A 19,124-nucleotide genomic window follows, 5' to 3' on the forward strand; every position below is an offset into this window, starting at 1 on the left:
GCCGCGGGGCCGGATCGTCTTTCCCCGTGGTGGCCGGCTACTCCACCGGCCACCGTCGATCCGGTGAGGGGGAACGGAGCGGGCCCGGGCACCCTCGAACCCCGGGTCCGTTCCGTCACCTCACCAGCGGCGCGACGGGTCGATCACGTGGACGGCGGCCTCTTCGGCCGAGGCCGCGCCGCCGTCGATGCCCGCGTCCGACGCGTACAGCTCTTCGTCGGCGTCCTCGCCGGCGCCTTCGTCCGTGGCGACCAGCCGGCCCGCGCGGACGTCGCCGACCTCGTCGTCCACGAGCTCGCCGTCGGTGTCGTCGCTGTCGCCGAGGCCGTCGCCGTCCTCGTCCGACGACAGGTCCGGTACTTCACGCGCCAGCCGCGCTTCCCAGCTCTCGCCTTCCGCCGTCTCGCGGGCGGTGGTGCCCCAGCCTTCGGTCGCCTGCGCGCGTTCCGGCGGGGAGTAGCCCTCGGCCAGTTCGTCGCGGTCGTCCAAGGTGTCCTCGGGGTCGAGGATGCCGTCGTCGGCGCGGTCTTCGGAGTCGTCCATGCCGTCCATCCTCGCGCAACTCCTTGGCCGCGCCGAGCCTGGGTGATATCACCGTGCGAGCCGCCGCACGGGCGGCACTGGTGGGAAAGGTGATCCCCATGCCGATGAGACGCAGGGTGCTGGCCGCGGGGCTGGCCGGGGTGTTCGGTACCGCGCTGACCGGGCGGACGGCGCAGGCGGCGACCCCGCCGGTGCGCCTCGACCAGCTGAACCTGGTCAGCCTCTCGCACGTCAACGACCCGGCGACGACCAACGTCTTCCCCGGCGACCCGGCCTTCGAACTGGAAACCATCGCCACGATCCCCGACGACGGCTACTACCTGCAGTTCGTCCGCGAAGGCGAGCACACCGGCACGCACTGGGGCGCGCCCGGCCACTTCAACACCGGCGAGCCGCTGGCCGACGACATGGACCCCGGGGATCTATTCCGGCCCGCCGTCAAGATCGACGTGAGAGCGAAGGCGGCGCACAACCCGGACTACGCGGTGACGATCGACGACCTCAAGGCGTGGGAGCGGCGCAACGGCCGCATCCCCGACGAGAGCGTCGTGGTGCTGTGGACCGGCTGGGACGCCAAGTGGGGTACCCCGGCCTACCCGAACACCGGCGCGGACGGCGTGCTGCACCAGCCCGGCTTCTCGATCCCCGCGGTCCGCTGGCTGATCGACACCGGACGGCTGGGCCGCCGCGGCGGCACCGGCACCGACACGTTCAGCCCGGACGTCGGCACCGACGAGACGTACACGGTGTCGAAGCTGGTCTACCGGCGGCACCGGATCAGCCTGGAGATCCTGGCGAACCTGAAAGCGCTGCCCACGACGGGGGCGTGGGTACTGGCGGGCGGCCCGATCAACCGCCGGGGCGCGGGCTCGACGGCGACGATCTTCGGGGTGCTGCCGCCGGAGGTGAAGGCGGGCTGACCCCGGCCGGCTGCGACGTCATGAACGACTCTTTCCTGGCGTTGGACGCAGTGAACGACTCTTTCATGACGTTGCCGCGCACCCCGGACCTCAGCCCGCGGTGAGCGGGGCGGCCGAGAGCCGTAGCGAGGACAGCGGGGCCGGGTGGCCGAACCGGTAGCCCTGGGCGGTGGGGCAGCCCGCCCGGGTGACCAGTTCGGCCTGCTCGGCCGTCTCGATGCCCTCCGCGACCACCGCCACGTCGAGGTCGCGGCACAGCGCGACCAGCGAGCGGCACAGTGCCGCGTCGCGCTCGGGCTGGATGCCGGTCGTCAGCGCGCGGTCCAGCTTGATCTGGTCGACCGGCAGTGCGTGCAGCACGGTCAGCGAGCTGTACCCGGCCCCGAAGTCGTCGAGCGCCACCCGGACACCGAGGGCCTGCAGGCGGCGGATCGCGGCGGCGCCGGCGGCGAGGTCCGGGACCGGGACCGTCTCGGTGATCTCCACGATGAGCCGCTCCGCGGGCAGGCCGTAGCGGGCGAGGCTCGCCGCGACGCTCTGCTCCAGCGCCTCGGCGCCGAGGCGGCTGGCGCACACGTTGACGTGCACCGTCAGGTCGACGCCGGCCGCGGTGATCTCGCGGCAGGCCAGGTCCAGCACCAGCGCGTCCAGTTCCGCGCCCATCCCGGCGCCTTCGGCGGCGCGGACGAACGTCTCGGGCGAGACCGACGTCCCGTCGCGCGTGGTCCAGCGGGCCAGCGCCTCGACCGCCACCGGGGTCGCGTCCGGCAGCCGGACGATCGGCTGGAACACCAGGCCGAAGCCCGCCGGGATGCCGCCGTCCGCGCGGCGCAGGGCCGACGGGAAGTCGGGCGGGCCGTCTTCGGAGGGGCGGTACACCACCGTGGTGTCCTTGCCGAGCCGCTTGCCCGCGTACATCGACGTGTCGGCGCGGCCGAGCAGCACGTCCGACGTGATCAGCGGTTCGGCCGGGTCCGGCACCACCAGGCCCATGCTCGCCCGGACCGGGACCAGCGTGCCGTGCACCGCGAACGGGCGCCGCAGCACGCCCTGGATCCGGTCGGCGACGGCCTGCGGCGCGTCCACCTCGCCCTCCAGGAGGATCGCGAACTCGTCGCCGCCGAGCCGCGCCACCGTGTCGCTCGCGCGGACGCAGCTCAGCAGCCGCTGGGCGACCGCGTGCAGCAGGATGTCGCCGCCCGCGTGCCCGAAGCGGTCGTTGACCTCCTTGAAGTCGTCGAGGTCGACGAAGATCAGCACCAGCGGCCGCGGCCCGCTCTCGACGGCGCGGTCCAGCCGGTCGGCGAACAGCGCGCGGTTGGCCAGCCCGGTCAGCGGGTCGTGGTAGGCCTGGTGGGTCAGCTGCTGCTGGCCTTCGTACACGCGGCGCAGCAGCAACCGGTTGTCCAGCAGGGAAAGCAGCTGCCGGGCGAGCACGAGGAACACCACGAGCACGCCGACGCAGACCTCGACGGCGTCCGGGCCCGCACCGGCCACCACCTGCACGGTGATCAGCAGCGCGACCGCGGTGACCGGCACGTACGGCAGCGCCAGCTGCCACCAGTCGATCCCGACCGGCTGGTTCGCGTCGTCGCGCCGCCGGCTGCCCGGCGTGGCCAGCAGCGCGTACGCGATGAACAGCGGGCCGAGCACGAACCCGCCGTCCGACCACGGCTTCATGCTCTCCGCGCCGATGCTGACGAGGTAGGCGAACACGCTGTCGGACGCGGCGAGCGCGACGATCCCGACCGCGGCCAGCAGCAGGTTCGCGCGATAGGGCCGGTCCACCCGGTCGAACACGACCAGCAGCACCGCGACGACCACGATCACCAGGTCCGAAAGCGGGTAGGAGATCGCGACCGCCCAGGTCAGCTTGTCCGGCGCGGTGGCGCGGACCAGCTGGGCGAGCGCGGCGGTCCAGGTGAGGATGAACAGCGAGCCGGTGACGATCAGGCCGTCGAGCACCAGCGCGACGCCGAAGTGCGCCGTCCACTGCGCGGGCTGCCAGCGTTCGCGGTCCGGCCGGACCCGCGCCCTGGCCAGCACGAACAGGGCGGCGAGCGCGAACACCGGGAAGCTCAGGTAGCCGACGTCGGCCAGCGACGGCGACGGCAGCCCGCGCCCGTCGATCAGCTGGTACCAGGACCAGACGCACTGCCCGAGCGACCAGCCGGCCATGCCGATCGCGACCAGGACCCGCCACCAGCGCTGGTGCCCGCGGAACCGGCGGGCGACGACGATGCCGCAGACGACCGCGGCCAGCCCGGCGCCGAGCTGCATGGCGTCGTCGATCCACAACGCGAAGGCGTCGCCCCAGAACGCGAACCCGTTGACCACGACCACGACCGCCGTGACGACGACGAGCAGGATCGCGACCGGGTACCGCCGCACTGTCATCGCACCTCACGTGGGGTCACGCCTGCCGGTCGGACCGGGAAACACTACACCGCGCGTGACCGGGTACAAGCGCACCGCACCGGGCGCTCAGGCGATGTCACGCCGGTGCAGCAGCCACCCGCCGAGGACGCCGAAACCGACGACGTACGCGGCCAGCACGACGGCGGCCTGCCCGGACCCGACGATCGGCCCGACCCCCGGTGCGCTCGCCCCGAACGCGGCGGCCAGCGCGCCCGCGTTCGGCCCCGGCAGCCCCTTCTGCAGCTGCGCGACCCAGTCCAGCAGCGGCGCGGCGATCGACGCCAGGAGGTTCTGCACGGCCAGCAGCCAGACCAGGCCGAGCCCGATCGGCAGCGCGACCGAGCGCAGGCCGATCGCGAGCAGCACGCCGAGCGCGCCCCACATCGTCGTGACCAGCCAGCCGGCGCCGAGGCCGCGGACGACGTCGAAGACCGGCGGCCAGGTCAGCGGCTGGTCCCGCAGCGCCGCGACGAGCGCGCTCGCGCCCGCCGTCGCCGCGAACAGCGCGAGCACGACGGCCAGCGCGGCGAGCGCGACGGTGACCAGCTTCGCGCCGTAGACCGCGATCCGCGACGGGTGCTGCACCAGCACCGTTTTCCACGTGCCGTAGCCGTACTCGCTGCCGGCGACCAGCACGCCGAAGATCAGCGCGAGTGCACCGACGAAGATCGGCAGCCCGCCCAGCGCGCTGCCGATGAAGGCGTCCGGCAGCATCGCCGCCAGCCCGCGGTTCGAGCCGGGTGGCCCGGACGTGGCCCCGCTCAGCCCGGCGTACGGGATGGCGTAGCCGAAGGTCAGGCTCAGCACGACAGCGACGGCCAGCAGCAGCCAGCTCGCCGGGCGGCGGGTCTGCTTGAGCAGCTCGGCGCGGATGTCAAGCAGCATCGGGGGTGCCTCCGGTCAGGGCGAGGAAGGTCTGTTCCAGGTCGGGTTCGTGCCAGCGCAGCTCGCTGACGACGCAGCCGGCGCCGACGAGCCCGGCGTTCACGCGGCCGGCTTCGCCCGCGTCGACGTCGAGTTCGAGCGCCCGTCCGTCGGCGCGGACGTGGCCGTAACGCCGCCGCAGGTGGTCGCGGGCCTGCTCGAGGGGTTCGGCGACGACGCGCAGCGCGCCGCCCGCCCGCAGGTCCGCGACGGTGGTCTCGATGACGAGCCGCCCGTGGTCGAGCACGCCGACGCGGTCGCAGATCTGCTCGACCTCGGCCAGCAGGTGGCTGGACAGCAGCACGGTGCAACCGTCCGCGGCGAGCTTGCGCAGGGTGACCCGCATGTCGGCCATGCCGGCCGGGTCGAGGCCGTTGGTCGGCTCGTCCAGGACGATCAGCTCGGGGTCCTTCAGCAGCGCCGCGGCGAGGCCGAGCCGCTGCTTCATGCCGAGCGAGTACGTCGAGTACCGGTCCTTGGCGCGGTCGGTGAGGCTGACGACGTCGAGCACGGCGTCGACGCGGGTCCGCCGCACCCCGGCGTGGTCGGCGAGGATCCGCAGGTTCGCCCGGCCGGACAGGTACGGGTAGAACGCGGGACCTTCGATGAGCGCGCCGACGCGGGTGAGGCTGCCCGGGCCGGGCGCGGCGCCGAGCACCCGGACGCTCCCCGAGGTCGGCCGGATCAGGCCGAGCAGCATCCGCAGCGTCGTCGTCTTGCCGGCGCCGTTGGGGCCGAGGAAGCCGTACACCTCACCGGCGGGCACCGAGAGGTTCAGGTCCTCGACGGCGGCGGCCGGTCCGTAGCGCTTGGTCAGCGCGGTCGTTTCCACGGGCTGGGTCACGGGACTCCTTCCGGACGCGGCCCCACGGCTTGAAGACCGCGAGGACGCTGGCGAACAGCAACAGGCAGGGGGCGACGACCACGGGGTAGAGCAGTCCCTCGGGCCGCTCGGTGGCCTGGTCGACGCCGGAGCGCAGCGCGAAGAGGATCAGCAGCGCCATCAGGACGTTGATCGAGAGCTTGACGGCCACCCACCAGTAGCGGACCAGGCCGTACTTCGAGCCGAGGCCGAGCACGGCGCCCGTGCCGAGGGCGAGGAGCGCGGCGGTCAGCATCGGCCACACGGCGAACAGCTTGAGCGCCTGGAGAGCGGTGGCGCTGACGGCGGCGTCGCCGGTGAGCAGCGCGGTGCAGACCAGGATGCCCAGCACGGCGTCGATTCCGATCCACGCGCCGGCCGAGACGATGTGCCCCACCAGCCACCACTTCCGGGCCCGGGCCTTGAGCGTCATGGTGCCTCCTTTTCGACGCCTCCCATCCTCGGGACCGGGGCCCTCGGGGTCGTCCGCCGTGGTACGGCTCTTGCGGCTACGCCGGGGTGCGTACGCGGGTACGTTCGGTGTCGTGGTGATCCGCATCCGGGGCTACGCCTTGCCGCACGGCGAGTACGCCGACCTCTACGCCGACGGCGACCGCTGGACCACCGACCCGGTCCCGGGCGCGACCCTCGTGGGCGAGGGCTGGCTCGTGCCGGGCCTGGTCGACGCGCACACGCACCCCGGCGCGACCGAGCCGGGGCAGCCGATGGACGACGAGGTGCTGCGGGCGCAGCTGCACCAGCACGTCGACGCCGGCGTCACGCTGATCCGCTCGCCGGGCCTGCCGGGCGAGCCACCGCCGTGGTTCGGCGAGGACCCGGACGTGCCGCGCGCCCGGCACGCGGGGCCGTGGCTGGCCCAGCACGGCCAGTTCTTCGACGGCTGGGGCCGCCGCGCGGACCACGCCGAGCTGCCCGCACTGGCGGCGGCGCAGGCCGCGCGGACCGGCTGGGCGAAGATCATCGCGGACTGGCGCGTCGGCGACTCCGCGGTCCCGGCCGACGTGCTGACGGCGGTCGTGCGCGAGGTCCACGCGGTCGGCGGGCGGGTGGCGGTGCACAGCCAGCACCCGGAAGGCGGCACGGCGGCGGTCGCGGCGGGCGTCGATTCGCTGGAGCACGGCATGTGCCTCGACCCGGACCTGCTGGCGCGGATGGCTTCGCGGGGAACGGCGCTGACGCCGACGTTGTCGGCCGTCAACGCCGGGCTGGCGCGCCGGGAACAGGCCCCGGACAGTCCACAGCGGACTTGGTACCTCAGCGGCGCGCGCGTCCACGCGTCGCTGACGGCGGCCGCGGCCGAAGCCGGGGTGCGGGTGCTGGCGGGCACGGATTCCCTGCCGCACGGCGGGATCCTGGCGGAGATCCGCGCGCTGGCGGCCGCGGGCGTCCGGCCGCACGACGCGCTGGCGGCGGCGTCGTGGAGCGCGCGCGAATACCTGGGTTTGCGCGGTCTGGAGCCGGGCGCGCCCGCCGATGCCGTGGTCTACGACCGCGACCCGCGGGAGGACCTCGACAGTCTGGCCGCGCCGGTGGCGGTCGTGCTGCGCGGCCGGTGCGTGCGGCGCCGCTGAATGTCACAACCGCACCCCGAAGCTCGTCAAGGGGTCATGACCACTGCGATCGTGCACGAGCGGCGGCAGCTGACCGGCCTCGCCTACCGGCTGCTCGGCTCGCTCGCCGACGCCGAAGACGTCGTCCAGGAAGCCTTCGGGCGGTGGTACGCGCTGTCCGCGCCGCAGCGCGAAGCGATCGAGTCCCCGGGTGCGTGGCTGACGACCGTCGCCAGCCGCATCTGCCTCGACCTGCTCGGGTCGGCGCGGGTCCGGCGGGAGCGGTACGTCGGCGAGTGGCTGCCCGAGCCGGTGCCCGAAGACCCGCTCGGGGATCCCGCCGACCGCGTCGCGCTGGCCGAGTCGGTCACCGTGGCGTTCCTCGTCGTGCTGGACGCGATGACGCCGGCCGAGCGGGTGGCGTTCGTCCTGCACGACGTGTTCGGCTACCCGTTCGCCGAGGTCGCGGTGGTCCTCGACCGGTCGGCGGCCGCGTGCCGCCAGCTCGCCTCCACCGCGCGGCGGCGGGTCCGGCCGGTCCCGCCGCCGTCGCGGGGGAGTGCCGCGGTCGTGCGGGCCTTCAAGGAGGCTTGGGAGGCCAAGGACATCGACGGCCTGCTCGGCCTCCTCGACCCCGAAGCCACGGTGACGGCCGACGGCGGGGGCCTGGCGGCCGCGGTGCTGCACCCGATCGAGGGCGGCGAGCGGGTCGCGCGCTACGCCGTGGGCCTCGCGAGCCGCGTGTCCGGGATGACGCTCACCGAGACCGCGGTCAACGGCCGGCCGGGGCTCGTCGCCCGCCAGGAGGGCGTGGTCGTGGCCGTCATCGCGTTCGACGTCGCCGGGGACGCGATCCGGCGCGTGTGGGCGGTGCGGAACCCCGAGAAGCTGCGCCGCTGGTAGCGGGCTAGCCGGACGCCCCCATGCCACCCGGCCCGCGCGGTGCGGGCACGACGAAGGCGATCACCCCGGCCGCCGGCCCGACGACCACGGAGAGGTGCTCCGCGGTCGGGACGGCGCTGATCAGGAACAGCCGCAGCGACCCCGAAATCAGCAGCCGCCACATCCTCGGGCTCATGATCGACGAATACCCGGCCCCGCCGGGCGCCAACCCGGCCGCACCGGCCACGATCAGGTGTAGAGCGCCGGGTCGCCCCAGCCGAGTTCGGGCAGGCCGTTGGACAGCCCGCCCGCCATCCGCGCGCCGGCGAGCATCGGGTGGACCGTAGTGTCGGTGCGGTAGGCCACGAGCCGCAGCCGGAGCACTTCGGAGACGTCGACGCCGAGGTGCGCCGGCGACCCGAGCTTCACGGTGGCCCCGGGGTGGGCGACGCCGTCGAGGAAGACCTCGAAGTAGCCGGTCTGCTGGGCGTCGCTCGCGTCGTCGAGGACGCCGACCGTCGCCTCGAACTTCTTGTACTTCCGCCCGAGGGTGTATTCGACGACGCCGCGGGGTTCGCTGCAGAACATCGAGCAGCGGTAGGCGATGCCGTTGCCGTAGTGCGTGCCGTCGATGCCGACCGCGCCGAGCCGGACGTCCGGCCCCTTCGAAACCGGCTTCAATTCGGTGGTCAGCAACAGTTTCCGGCGCCGCGCGAGCGGGACGAAACCGGGAACGGCGAACTCCCCCGGCTCGCTGCCGGGCCTGGGGTGTTCGGCCTGGCCGGCGATCGCCCGGATCAGGCTCTGCACGCCGGGATCGTCCAGCTGGAACTGCTGGATCTTGTAGTGCGACGCGGAATAGGGCGTGAGGAAGCCGGGGATCTCCTCGATCGCCCGGCCGGGCAGCACGACCGGGAGGATCCGCGCGGTGTACTCGTCGATGTCGCTGCTGAGCTGGTTGCGCAGGATGGCGCCCTCGAACTGGGCGCCCCAGCCGATCTGCGGCGGCTCGTCGCCGTCGAGCCGCCGCCGGTAGACCGGGGACGCGATCGCGAGCGTGAAGTCGGACTGCTGCAGCTGGCGCGCCGCCCACTTCGCCCAGTCGATGCGGTACCCGTCCGCCCACTGGTCCAGGTGCACCTCGAGACCCACGTGCCGGTGCAGGAACTCGGCGAACCGGCGCACGAGTGTCTTGTGGGTCTCGTCGTCGTGCGAATACGACACGAAAACCCGGGGGCGGCGCGTCACCATCGTTCTCCGTCCGCTCGGGGGCGCCACCAGAGTCGGTGTCCCGTGGGTTCTCGTTACGCGTGCCGGGTGCGGGCTTCGCCGATGACGACGGGGTCGAGGTCGGGGTGGATCTCGTCGGCTTGGGCCCAGAACCCGGCGGCCTCCTCGCGTGAACCGCTGGCGGCCGCCACGTTGCCGAGGCCCGTGTACGCGCGTGCCGCCTCATGACTGCTGTCGCAGGCTTCCGCCCGCGCCGCCGCTTCGCGGTAGGCCGCGGACGCGAGATCGTGCTCGCCGGTGTGGAAACGCGCCCAGCCCAGGCAGTTCAACGCCATCGCGGCGTCGAAGTCCAGGTCCAGCCGGTCGAACACGGCCAGCGTGCCGGTCGCGAGCTCCGCGGCTTCGGCCGCCTCGCCGAGGCCGACGAGCACCAGGGCGATGCCGCGGTTCGTGATGGCGGCGTTGCGCTCGCTGCCCGTCTGCTCGTAGAACTCCAGCGCCGTCCGCAACGCCCGCAGCGCGGCCGCGTGCTCGCCGCGGTAGTGGTCGGCCCAGGCGTGGTGCGCGAGCGCCGTCGCCTCGCCGTGGCGGTCGCCGATCGCGCGGTACTCCCGCAGGGCTTCGCGGTAGCACTCGGACGCGCCGTCGAGGTCGCCGCGGTCGACCAGTGCGACGCCGAGGTTGGCCGTCGTGGTGGCCAGCGCCCACCGGTCGCCCGCCGCTTCGGCCGCCGCGCGGGCCCAGCGGTGCGTCGCGATCCACGGGTCCCACAGCTTCGCCAGGAAGAAGTAGCCGCGCAGGAAGAACGCGAGCTGCCAGCACCGGTCGTGTTCGCCCAGCTCGCCTGCCCGGCGGCAGAGCGCCACCAGGTTCGGCCACTCGGCGCGGAACCACGTGACGGCGTCGACCGCCGGTGGCTCGGGGAGGCCGGCGGGGTAGCCGATGTCCGGGCGGTAGCGCTGCGGGGCCAGTTCCCGGTCGGCCCGCTCGGCCTCCCGGACGGCGAACGCGGCCAGCCTGCCGAACGCCCGTTCCCGCTCGCCCCGTTCGTCGTCCAGGCTCCCGGCGGCGAACTCGCGCAGGAGGTCGTGGAAGCCGTAGCGGTCGGCCGCGGGCTGGGTGACCAGGTACGCCTCGTGCAGCCGGTCGAGCAGCCGGTCGGTCTCCCGCGGCGGGAGCCCGGCCAGCGCGCTCGCCGCGAGGACGTCGAAGTCGCTGCCAGGGTGCAGGGCCAGCAGCCCGAACAGCCGGGCCTCCGCGGCGCCGAGCTGCCTGGCCGACACCGAGAAGACCGCGGACAGGTTGCGTTCGCCGTCGTCGAGCTGGCCGAGCCGGCCGGCTTCGCTCGCCAGCCGGCGGTCGAGTTCGGCCAGGTCCCACGCCGGGTGCGCGCGCAGCCGGGCCGCGGCGATCCGGATGGCCAGCGGCAGCCGGCCGCACCGCTCCGCGACCCGGGCGGCGTCCACCTCGCCGGCGCCGGTCAGCGCGGAGACCAGCTCCGTCGCGGCGGCGGCGGGCAGCACGTCGAGCGAGACGTGCCGGACGTCGTCGAGCGCGCTCAGCCGCGAGCGGGTCGTGACCAGGACGCGGCACTTCGGTTCGGCCGGCAGCAGCGGGCGGACCTGCGCGGCGCTGCCCGCGTTGTCCAGCACAAGCAGCAGGCTGCGGCCGCGCAGCCGCGAACGGTAGAGGGCGGCGCGGTCGTCGGGGTCGGCCGGGATCTGCTCCGCCGGCACGCCCAGCACGCGCAGCAGGCGGTCGTGCACCGCGGCGGCGGGCACCGGGGTGTCGCCCTGGCCGCGGAGGTCGACGAACAGGCAGCCGTCGGCGAACGCCGCTTCGAGCCGGTGGGCGCAGCGGACCGCGAGCGCGGTCTTGCCGACGCCACCCATGCCGGAAACGACGCAGACGCCGGCGTCGGCTTCGAGCGCGTCGCGGACCGCCTGCAGTTCGGCGGCCCGGCCGGTGAAGTCCGCGGTCGCCGGCGGCAGCCCCGACGGGCGGACGTCGGGCCGGGTGCGCCGGCGGGCCGGTTCCCGCGGGAGCAGCGCGGTGAGCGCCCCTGGCGCGCCGAGTTCGGCCTCGCACAGGGCGGCGAGCGCCGCGTTGGGCGTCGTGAGCCCGGTTTCGACCTTGCTCAGGTAGCCCTTGCTGTAGTGGACGCGGTCCGCCAGTTCCGTGAGGGAGAGGCCGGCGGCACGGCGCAGGCGGCGCAGCTCGGCGCCGAACGTCGCTCGTTCGCTCATCAGCACCCACCCTCGTCGAAGGACAAGTATGGCCATGGAGACGGTGCCGGGACACCGTCCGGGAAGGCCGGCCGGGGCGGCGGCCCCGGCCGGCTCGTGGTCGTGTCGCATGCCGGCCTCAGCCGAACACGACGGTCAGCAGGGCCAGGACGAGCCCGATGGCGTGGGTCTGCATCGTTACCGCACCTCCTCTCCGTACGCGGCGACCACCGGGGTGAGCTGCTGCGGCGCGGTGGCGGGGACCGGCTGGTGGCTCAGCACGACCCCGGCCACCAGCGCCGCCGCGATCAGCCGAAAAGCCAGCCGCAGGAGCAGCGAAAACGAACAGACGACCTTCATTTCGACTCCTTCGACTGGGCGCACGCGGGCGCCACTCGGGCACCCGGGAACATCCCGTGGTCTTGTGGTTTATCGCCGCGGAATCGGTGCGGCCCTTGAAGAATGCGGCCGATCGGAACGGTCCGACAAGGAGTTTCCTGTTTCCGCTAACGAGAGGAAAGGAAACCCCGGCATAACGATCCGTTCGTCCCGCCATGATCGACTGGACACCGGCCGCGGGGGTGACGATTATTGATCCCCGTGCGTGGGACGGGCAGGGGAGGAACGGTGGACCTGAGTGCGGCGGACGTGGTCGGTGAGCTGAAGATTCTCCGCAAGGGGAGGGCAATTTTCACCACACCGCTCGGCGATCGGGTCGGCCCGGCGTTGCGCCGCACATGTGGCATTTTGGAAGATGACGACACCGTGGAGATCCGGCGTAAACTCGCGAATCGCTTGCGTCCGCTCGTCGAGACGCTGCCGGAGGACCTGAAGATCGCCCTGCTGGCGGCGTTCGCGCTGGACGAAGCCGCCCGGAAGCCGTTCTACCAGGAGCGGGTGCACTGGGCGGCGATCACGCTGGACCGCGACGACCGCACCGTCCGGCGGCGCATCGACGACGGCATCGAGCAGATCGCGGCAATGGCAGTGGCGGCGGGCAGGCAGCAGTCTCCGTCGCCCTACCCGAGCCGCAGTTGGCACACCGAAGAACTGCGCGTCTCACTGGCGCTGGACCAGCCGGTGGCGGAGGTGTTCGAAATCCGGCGGGTGGTCGCGGACGCGGACGAAATCAGTGAACTCGATCTCGCGCTGACGCTCACGACGCTGGCCAATTCCGGGGATTCGGTGAGTGCGGCGGATCTCGAGGTCGACGTGTTCCACGGCGGTGTGCTCACCAAGCGCGAGATGGAGTCGAGCGACCGCGTCGGCCTCGCGTTGCGATTGCCGGTGCCGTTGCAGCGCGGTCAGCAGCACGAGATCGCACTGCGGTTCCGGGCGCGGCTGCGGGAACCGCATTACGTGTGCGTCCCGCGGCACCCGTGCGAGTTGTTCGACCTGCACGTCCGCTTCCGCGACGAGGTGCCGGACCGGATCGTGCGGCTGGAGCGGGCGTTCCAGAACGACACGCGCGACCGGTTCCCGCGGGGCACGGCGCTGACCGCCGACGACGCCGGCGAGGTGCACGTCCAGTTCCGGCACCTGGCCCCGGGCTTCGCCTACGGCATCCGCTGGCAACCCGGCACCGAACTGCCTCGTGAGTGAGAAACAGTTTTCTGACCCTGTTTCTCACTCACGAGGTCGGGATCAGCCGGTCGGGGCCAGGGACGTCGGCACCTCGCCGGGTACGCCGAGCAGCTTGGCCTCGCCGAGGTTCAGGTAGTTGTTCGTGTCCCCGCAGGTCTGCCCGGCCTTGATCGGCTGCCAGCCGATCTTCAGCCGCAGCACACCGGTGACGTCGAGGTCGACCGCCGTGAGCTTGTTCAGTTCGAGGGTCGCCGAGAGCAGCTTTTTGCCGTCGCCGAAGACCTCGAGCTGCACCTTCAGCGAAGAGTCCGCGGAGTTGTCGTCGAGGCCGGCCGAAGCGGTGAACTTCCGGTAGCCCTTCGAGATGTTCCACTCCACCGAACCCGCGTCCGCGCATTCCCGGATCTGCTTGGCCACGGTGTGCAGGTAGGGCTTGCCCGCGATGTTGCCGGTCTGGTGGCTGCCGTCGAAGGACCCGTCGACCGGGCTCACTTCGTCGAGGTACTGCTCGACCGTCGCTTCCCCGGCGGAACCGGAGGCGGAGGCGGGGACGGCCGAGGCGGACGTCGTGCTCGCGCTGGTGGGGGCGGCGGTCACCGTGGCGGTGGGCGGCGCCTGCGTGACCGTCACCGGCGCGGGTGCCGCCGACGGGGTGCCGCCCGAACTCGCCAGCGCCACCGTCGTGACGCCGGCCGCGGCCAGCACCACCGCCGCGGCCGCGAAGGGGATCCACTTCTTCCGCTTCTTCGGGGGTGGGCTGTACAACTGCTCGCCGAACATGTCGTCTCCGATCGGGAAGGGTGGCGGGGCCGCGTGGCTCCGCGCGGTTTCGGTGGGCGGTGGCCGGTCGAGGCGCGGCCCGACGGGGGCCCCGACGAGGTCCGGCAGCATCGCGGTGAGCACGGTCGCGACCTGGCCCGCCCGCGGCCGCAGCGACGGCTCGACGGCCAGCAGCAGGCGCAGCAGGTCCCACAGCGGCGCCGGGATTTCCCCGGGACGGCCCGGGCCCTCGCCCGCGTCGCGGACGAACCCGCCGGCGAACGGCGCGACCCCGCAGTAGAGCTCGTAGAGCACGACGCCCAGCGAGTAGAGGTCGGCGGCGGGCCCCGGCCGCTCGCCGCGCACGACCTCGGGTGCCGCGTACTTCGACGCGGTCGCCAGCGACGTGTGCGTCCGCTGCGGGGCCAGGAGCGCGACGCCGGTGTCGGTCAGCTTCGGCACCCGCACCGCACCCGTGTCGTCCATCAGCACGTTCGACGGCTTGACGTCGCCGTGCACGACCCCGGCGTCGTGCACCACCTGCAGCGCCGCCGCGATCCCGGCGCCGATCCGGGCGAGCTCGGCGGGCAGCAGCGTCCCCGACGCGCTCAGCCGTTCGCGCAGGGAGCCACCCGGCACCCGGTCCACGACCAGCGCGACCACGTCGCCCTCGACGACGATGTCGTGCAGGGTCACCAGGTGCTCGTGCACCAGCCCGACGAGCGGGGACTGCGCGCGCAGGAACCCTTCGACGGCGTCCCGGTTCCCGGTCAGGCGCGCGTCGAGGAGCTTGACGGCGTACTCGCGGCCGTCGGGGCCGGTGCCGGTGAAGACTTCGCCCGCCGGTCCGCGACCGAGGGGAGGGCCGAGCCGGTAGCGGTCGGCCAGCTGACGTTCCATGGTTATTCGCCTTTCTCGCGGCCCGGCCAGATCAGCCGTTCGACGGTGAACAGCGCGGACACGAACGGCCGCGGTAGCCGCACGACGCGCTTCGCGGCCTGTGCCTTGGCCGACAGTTCGGTGGCCGCACCCAGCGCGTCGACGAGGTCGCGGGCGGCGCCGTCGACCAGCTCGGTCGCCCGCGCGCGCGGGCCGCGGCCGCTCAGCGCCAGTGCGATCCCCAGGTCGAGCCGGGTCTCGACGGTTTCCGGATGGGTGCGCCCCAGCAGCCGGATCTGCGGTTCGAGGATGTCTTCGAGCAGTTCGGCCTGGCGGCCGAATTCGCGCAGCTGGGCGTGCGCCAGGCCCATGCCGTGCCGGATCCGGTAGCGCAGCGGGTGGTCCGCGCCGAGCACCCGCAGCACGACCTGCTCGGTGGCGGACAGCACGGCCAGCGCCCGCTTCGGCTGGCCGAGCGCCAGCAGGGCGCGGTCGGCGAACACGGCGGCGGTCAAGGTCAGCGGGTTCTCGGAGCCGTACCGCTTCGCGTAGTTCCCCTCGAGCTCCCGCAGCTCGGCCGCCGAACGCTCCCAGTCCGCCGGGGTGGCGCGCAGGTCGCGCAGGTCGAGCGCCAGCATCGCGTCGGCGCGCACGAGCTCGGCTTCGACGCAGCGGGCGTGCCGCTCCCGGCCGCTCGCGTGGTACTCGTCGACGACTTCGCCGGCGACCTCCCGCGCCCGCCGGGGCCGCCCGGCCAGCTGGAGGCTCCGCGCGTACTCGAGGCGGGTGGCCGGCGCGAGCTCGTCGCGGACCGGGCCCGGTGGCGCGTCCCGCAGCTCCGCGAGCAGGGGGTCGAGGAGTGCGACGGCGTCCCGCGGCCGTCCGCGCAGCCGCCGGGCGACGGCCACGGCGAGCGCGGCCCGGTAGCGCTCTTCGCCCTCGGCCGGGAGGTCGTCGCCGTGCCGCGCCCAGAACGTCCGGTCGGCGCCGGCGTAGTCGCCCTGGCAGTCGAGGGCCTGCGCTTCGGTGAGACCGGCGGCGTACCGCTCGGCCTCGTCGCCGGCGCGCGCCAGCGCCGCCCGCGCGTGGCCGGCGGCTTCCGCGTACAGCCCGCAGGCGATCTCGACGCGGGCCGCCGCGGTGAAGTCGCCCGAGGTGGCATCGCCCGTCGCGAGGATGACCGCGTGGACCTCGCCCGCCGTGCCCGGGTCGCCCTGCGCCTCGTACGCCGCGGCCACCGGGCGGAGCAGCCGGACCCGGTGGCCCGGGGCGTGCTCGGCCAGCGCGCGGGCGTGCTGGAGCAGGAAGTCGCGGTCGCCGGGGAGCCGGTCGAGGAGCGCCTCGGCCGCCCGCGTCGCGAACTCGGCGGGGGCGGGTTCGGTGCGCGCGACCTCGACGACGAGGGCCTGCAGCCGCAGTTCGCCGTCGGTCAGGACGGCGAACCCCCGCGTGACGAGGTCGTCGACGGCCGCGGTCAGCTCCGGCGCGCCGACCGGGCCGAGCACCGCGCACGCCAGGTCCGCCGGGAACGGCACCGGCGCCAGCACGGTGCCCAGCCGGACGACGTCGCGGGCCAGCGGGCCGAGTTCGGCGAGCAGGTCGCGGATCGCCTGCGGCGCGGTGTCCGGCAGCGCGGCGAGGACGTCGTCGGTGAGCGGCCCCGGCCGGTGCCGGACCGCGAACGCGGTGGCCCGCAACGTGACCGGGTGCCCGCCGCAGCGGTCGGCGAAGCGGAGCACGGCCTCGCGTTCGGCGTCGTCGGCCGGCGCCCGGAACTCCGAGAAGAGCCGCAGGCCCTCCTCCGGCGTGAGGCCGGGGAGCTCGATCGTCGCCGCGTCCCACGGCGCGTGCCCGTACCGGCTGGTGATCAGCGTGTGCACCCGGTCGCTCGGCAGCAGCAGCCGGTCGAGGACGGCGGGCGGCAGGCCCGCCGGGACGTCGTCGACGAGCACCAGCACCCGGTCGCCCGCCGCGTCGAGCCGGTCGGCGAGCAGCTCGCGCAGGCGGTCGAGGTCCAGCCCGGACACGTCCGTGCCGAGGCGGTCCGCGGCGGCCCGGGCGAGGGCGAGCGGGAACTGGGCGAGGAAGTCGTCCGGTTCGTGGTGCCCGAACGGGCCCAGCCGGATCACCCCGCCGCCGAACGCGTCGTGGAACAGGTAGGCGTACTGCTCGGCCAGCGCCGTCTTGCCCGCGCCCGGCAGGCCGCGCAGCACGGCCACCGGCCGCGAATACGCTGTGGCGCAAGGGAAAGCGGCCGCGTTCAGTGCACTGTGGACGGACCACAGTTCCGGGTACCGGCCGGCGAGCCGCGGTGGCGGCCGCCGGCCCGGCGGGGCCGTCCGCCCGGTGGGTGCGCCGAGCGGGACGCGGGTGCGCTCCACCTTCCGCCGCACCCGGCCGACCAGCTCCGGCAGCGCGCCGTCGGTCACCGGGCCGGTGCAGAACTTCGCGTCGGCCAGCTCGACCGGTGCGAGGTGGTCGGTCCCCGGTTCCGGGTTGATCACCAGCACGCGGTCCGCCGGGTCGCCGTGGCGCCGCGCGGCGACGAACGCGGCCGTCAATTCCCACTGGCACGCGTACCGGGACGGCAGGATCCGCGAATAGTAGACGAGCAGCACGCGCGAACCGGCGATTGCGTCCGCGAGTTCACGGGTGATCGGTTCGAAAAGGCCGATCCCGGAGTCGCGGAACACGCGAAGCCCGGCGGCGCGCAGCGCTTCTTCGATCCGGTCGACCGCGATCGCGCCGTCGGGGTCGGCCCGGGTGAAACACAGGAACACGTCGAATCGGTCCGCCGTGCGGGTGCCGGACAGACCGGGATCGGGATCCGTCATCGGGGAACACTCTCCGGTGGCGTCAAGTGGGGGCATTTCAGTGGGTGATCATGATGGGGTCCTGGTGGTCGGCGGCGGTACGGGCGGAGGATCGGTGCCGGGCTCGTTTTCGCTACCGCTCTTCGCGCGCCGGCGGGAATTGTCAAGAATTTGACCTGTAGTCCGGTGGTGTCCGCCGGGGCCGCCGAACAGGCGGTTTCTGGTTAACGGACAACTTGTGGACAAGAAGTGCGGCCGTGCAACGCCCCAGGTCAGCGCCTCGATAACCGAATTGTTCGGAGTGCGAATCGTAGGAGCGGACATGGAATGCGCGGATGATCCACAGTGGCCGGTGAGGCGGGCGGAGCCGTGACCCTCCTCGTCATCCTGCTCGTGGTCGTCGCGGGCGGCTACCTGTGGTCGGCCGCGACCACCTGTTCGCTGACCGGGTTCGCCCCCGGCGCCACCGTGGTCAGCCAGGTGATGGGGCCGGGGGCGCACGCCGATTTCGCGGCGGCCCTCGCCGCCGTGCCCGGCGTGCGGGTGCTCGAACGGGCCGACGACGCCGTGCTGGTGTCGGCGATGCCGGTGCCCGGGTCGCTGGAGCGCGGGCTGGGGCTGTTCGCCGTCGCGCGGCGCACCGAGGACGACGGGATCGTGCTGCTCGGCCGCGGCAGGCTGCCCGTGGCGCCCGGGCTCGAAGCCGCGCTGCGGCAACTGGAACGCGACGTGCGGATGCGGGTCTCGGAGGACCCGCGGTCCGGCGGCGATCGATGACGCCCCTGGTGGCGGACGCGAGGAGGGACCCGTGGAAACCGTGATCTCGGCGCCGGCGGCGCCGGAAGCACTGGACGGCTATTCCGTGCCGGCGGACTTGCCGCGGCCGGAGGGCAAGCTGGGGAAGGAGGAGCTCGACCCCGTCGTGGCGGCCGCGCGGGCCGGGGACCCGGAGGCCGTGCAGACGCTGCTGCGGCTGGTCAAGCCGACCGTCGTGCGGTACTGCCGCGCGCGGATCGGCGGGCGCGACCTCTCCTACCTCTCCGCCGACGACGTCGCGCAGGAGGTGTGCCTGGCCGTGCTCAAGGTGCTGCCCGGCTACCAGGACCGCGGGGGCTCGTTCCTGTACCTCGTGCGGGCCATCGCCGCGAACAAGGTCGCCGACGCCTTCCGGTCGGTGGCGCGCGACCGGTCGAAGCCGGTGCCGGAGCTGCCGGACCGCCCGCTCGGCGGCAACGAGCCCGAGAGCCACGTGCTCGACCTCGACCTCGGTGCCCGGCTGGGCAAGCTGCTCGCGCTGCTGCCGCCGCTGCACCGGGAGATCCTGTCGATGCGGATCGTGGTCGGGCTGTCGGCGAACGAGACCGCGGAAGCGCTCGGCATCTCGCCGGGCAACGTCCGGATCACGCAGTACCGCGCGCTGACGAAGCTGCGCGGCATGATCGGCGAACGCGGGCTCTGAGCGTCACTCCGGCCGTGAGCTGAAGGGGACCTTCAGCTCACGGCGCGGGACCTTG

General features: G+C 73.7%; 17 protein-coding genes. 6 read left to right on the plus strand and 11 right to left on the minus strand.

What is annotated here, in order from left to right; genetic code table 11:
• Positions 1-120 precede the first annotated feature (120 nt).
• The gene (locus MUY14_RS00190; protein ID WP_396126675.1) at positions 121-543 is read right to left on the minus strand and encodes a DUF5709 domain-containing protein; all 423 of its coding nucleotides are present in this window, start codon (positions 541-543) and stop codon (positions 121-123) included.
• Between the two features lie 98 nt (positions 544-641).
• Here MUY14_RS00190 and MUY14_RS00195 point away from each other — a divergent pair, with 98 nt between their 5' ends.
• A complete protein-coding gene (locus MUY14_RS00195) occupies positions 642-1,463 on the plus strand; it encodes a cyclase family protein (RefSeq protein WP_247019598.1) in 822 nt (273 codons plus the stop codon).
• A 90-nt stretch (positions 1,464-1,553) separates the two neighbouring features.
• Here the strand turns inward: MUY14_RS00195 and MUY14_RS00200 are convergent, their stop codons facing one another.
• From MUY14_RS00200 to MUY14_RS00215, 4 genes are all read right to left on the minus strand, one after another.
• Positions 1,554-3,860, minus strand: a complete 2,307-nt coding sequence (locus tag MUY14_RS00200) for a bifunctional diguanylate cyclase/phosphodiesterase (RefSeq protein ID WP_247019600.1) — start codon at positions 3,858-3,860, stop codon at positions 1,554-1,556.
• An 87-nt stretch (positions 3,861-3,947) separates the two neighbouring features.
• Positions 3,948-4,766, minus strand: coding sequence for an ABC transporter permease (locus tag MUY14_RS00205; RefSeq protein WP_247019602.1), 819 nt, complete (start codon positions 4,764-4,766; stop codon positions 3,948-3,950).
• Positions 4,756-5,649, minus strand: a complete 894-nt coding sequence (locus tag MUY14_RS00210; RefSeq protein ID WP_247019604.1) for an ABC transporter ATP-binding protein — start codon at positions 5,647-5,649, stop codon at positions 4,756-4,758. Before MUY14_RS00210 ends, MUY14_RS00205 begins: the two co-directional genes overlap by 11 nt.
• Positions 5,558-6,100, minus strand: a complete 543-nt coding sequence (locus MUY14_RS00215) for a hypothetical protein (protein ID WP_247019605.1) — start codon at positions 6,098-6,100, stop codon at positions 5,558-5,560. Before MUY14_RS00215 ends, MUY14_RS00210 begins: the two co-directional genes overlap by 92 nt.
• Before the next feature lie 112 nt (positions 6,101-6,212).
• Between MUY14_RS00215 and MUY14_RS00220 the strand changes: the two genes are divergently transcribed.
• Both MUY14_RS00220 and sigJ read left to right on the plus strand, forming a co-directional pair.
• Complete coding sequence (locus MUY14_RS00220; protein WP_247019606.1) at positions 6,213-7,259, plus strand: amidohydrolase family protein; 1,047 nt, start codon at positions 6,213-6,215, stop codon at positions 7,257-7,259.
• Between the two features lie 36 nt (positions 7,260-7,295).
• The gene (gene sigJ, locus MUY14_RS00225) at positions 7,296-8,141 is read left to right on the plus strand and encodes an RNA polymerase sigma factor SigJ (RefSeq protein WP_247019607.1); all 846 of its coding nucleotides are present in this window, start codon (positions 7,296-7,298) and stop codon (positions 8,139-8,141) included.
• 4 nt (positions 8,142-8,145) lie between these two features.
• Here the strand turns inward: sigJ and MUY14_RS00230 are convergent, their stop codons facing one another.
• The 4 genes from MUY14_RS00230 to MUY14_RS00250 all read right to left on the minus strand — a co-directional run bounded on the left by MUY14_RS00230 (position 8,146) and on the right by MUY14_RS00250 (position 11,935).
• Entirely contained in the window at positions 8,146-8,316 is a 171-nt protein-coding gene (locus tag MUY14_RS00230) for a hypothetical protein (protein WP_247019608.1), read from the minus strand.
• A gap of 53 nt (positions 8,317-8,369) precedes the next feature.
• Complete coding sequence (locus tag MUY14_RS00235; protein ID WP_247019609.1) at positions 8,370-9,371, minus strand: SEFIR domain-containing protein; 1,002 nt, start codon at positions 9,369-9,371, stop codon at positions 8,370-8,372.
• 53 nt (positions 9,372-9,424) lie between these two features.
• A complete protein-coding gene (locus MUY14_RS46730; protein ID WP_281506237.1) occupies positions 9,425-11,596 on the minus strand; it encodes a helix-turn-helix domain-containing protein in 2,172 nt (723 codons plus the stop codon).
• A gap of 177 nt (positions 11,597-11,773) precedes the next feature.
• Complete coding sequence (locus MUY14_RS00250) at positions 11,774-11,935, minus strand: hypothetical protein (protein WP_247019610.1); 162 nt, start codon at positions 11,933-11,935, stop codon at positions 11,774-11,776.
• Positions 11,936-12,202: 267 nt separating this feature from the next.
• On the opposite strand from MUY14_RS00250, the gene MUY14_RS00255 reads away from it, so the two are divergent.
• Positions 12,203-13,177 (plus strand): hypothetical protein, encoded by a 975-nt coding sequence (locus tag MUY14_RS00255; RefSeq protein ID WP_247019613.1) that lies wholly within the window; start codon positions 12,203-12,205, stop codon positions 13,175-13,177.
• Between the two features lie 42 nt (positions 13,178-13,219).
• On the opposite strand, the gene MUY14_RS00260 is transcribed toward MUY14_RS00255, so the two are convergent.
• Both MUY14_RS00260 and MUY14_RS00265 read right to left on the minus strand, forming a co-directional pair.
• Positions 13,220-14,818: a protein kinase domain-containing protein gene (locus tag MUY14_RS00260; RefSeq protein ID WP_247019615.1), complete on the minus strand. Its 1,599-nt coding sequence runs from the start codon at positions 14,816-14,818 to the stop codon at positions 13,220-13,222.
• Between the two features lie 2 nt (positions 14,819-14,820).
• A complete protein-coding gene (locus tag MUY14_RS00265) occupies positions 14,821-17,631 on the minus strand; it encodes a toll/interleukin-1 receptor domain-containing protein (protein WP_247019616.1) in 2,811 nt (936 codons plus the stop codon).
• 348 nt (positions 17,632-17,979) lie between these two features.
• Between MUY14_RS00265 and MUY14_RS00270 the strand changes: the two genes are divergently transcribed.
• Complete coding sequence (locus tag MUY14_RS00270; RefSeq protein ID WP_247019617.1) at positions 17,980-18,387, plus strand: hypothetical protein; 408 nt, start codon at positions 17,980-17,982, stop codon at positions 18,385-18,387.
• Between the two features lie 31 nt (positions 18,388-18,418).
• Positions 18,419-19,069 (plus strand): RNA polymerase sigma factor ShbA, encoded by a 651-nt coding sequence (gene shbA, locus MUY14_RS00275; RefSeq protein WP_247019618.1) that lies wholly within the window; start codon positions 18,419-18,421, stop codon positions 19,067-19,069.
• The last annotated feature ends 55 nt before the right edge of the window (positions 19,070-19,124 follow it).

The organism is Amycolatopsis sp. FBCC-B4732, assembly GCF_023008405.1.
Classification (GTDB): Bacteria; Actinomycetota; Actinomycetes; order Mycobacteriales; family Pseudonocardiaceae; genus Amycolatopsis; species Amycolatopsis pretoriensis_A.

Bases quoted from the DNA above. Each gene is read 5' to 3' on its own strand.
- MUY14_RS00190 (WP_396126675.1), bottom strand. From the start codon at position 543: ATGGACGACTCCGAAGACCGCGCCGACGACGGCATCCTCGACCCCGAG.
- MUY14_RS00195 (WP_247019598.1), top strand. From the start codon at position 642: ATGCCGATGAGACGCAGGGTGCTGGCCGCGGGGCTGGCCGGGGTGTTC.
- MUY14_RS00200 (WP_247019600.1), bottom strand. From the start codon at position 3,860: ATGACAGTGCGGCGGTACCCGGTCGCGATCCTGCTCGTCGTCGTCACG.
- MUY14_RS00205 (WP_247019602.1), bottom strand. From the start codon at position 4,766: ATGCTGCTTGACATCCGCGCCGAGCTGCTCAAGCAGACCCGCCGCCCG.
- MUY14_RS00215 (WP_247019605.1), bottom strand. From the start codon at position 6,100: ATGACGCTCAAGGCCCGGGCCCGGAAGTGGTGGCTGGTGGGGCACATC.
- sigJ (WP_247019607.1), top strand. From the start codon at position 7,296: ATGACCACTGCGATCGTGCACGAGCGGCGGCAGCTGACCGGCCTCGCC.
- MUY14_RS00230 (WP_247019608.1), bottom strand. From the start codon at position 8,316: ATGAGCCCGAGGATGTGGCGGCTGCTGATTTCGGGGTCGCTGCGGCTG.
- MUY14_RS00235 (WP_247019609.1), bottom strand. From the start codon at position 9,371: ATGGTGACGCGCCGCCCCCGGGTTTTCGTGTCGTATTCGCACGACGAC.
- MUY14_RS46730 (WP_281506237.1), bottom strand. From the start codon at position 11,596: ATGAGCGAACGAGCGACGTTCGGCGCCGAGCTGCGCCGCCTGCGCCGT.
- MUY14_RS00250 (WP_247019610.1), bottom strand. From the start codon at position 11,935: ATGAAGGTCGTCTGTTCGTTTTCGCTGCTCCTGCGGCTGGCTTTTCGG.
- MUY14_RS00260 (WP_247019615.1), bottom strand. From the start codon at position 14,818: ATGGAACGTCAGCTGGCCGACCGCTACCGGCTCGGCCCTCCCCTCGGT.
- MUY14_RS00265 (WP_247019616.1), bottom strand. From the start codon at position 17,631: ATGACGGATCCCGATCCCGGTCTGTCCGGCACCCGCACGGCGGACCGA.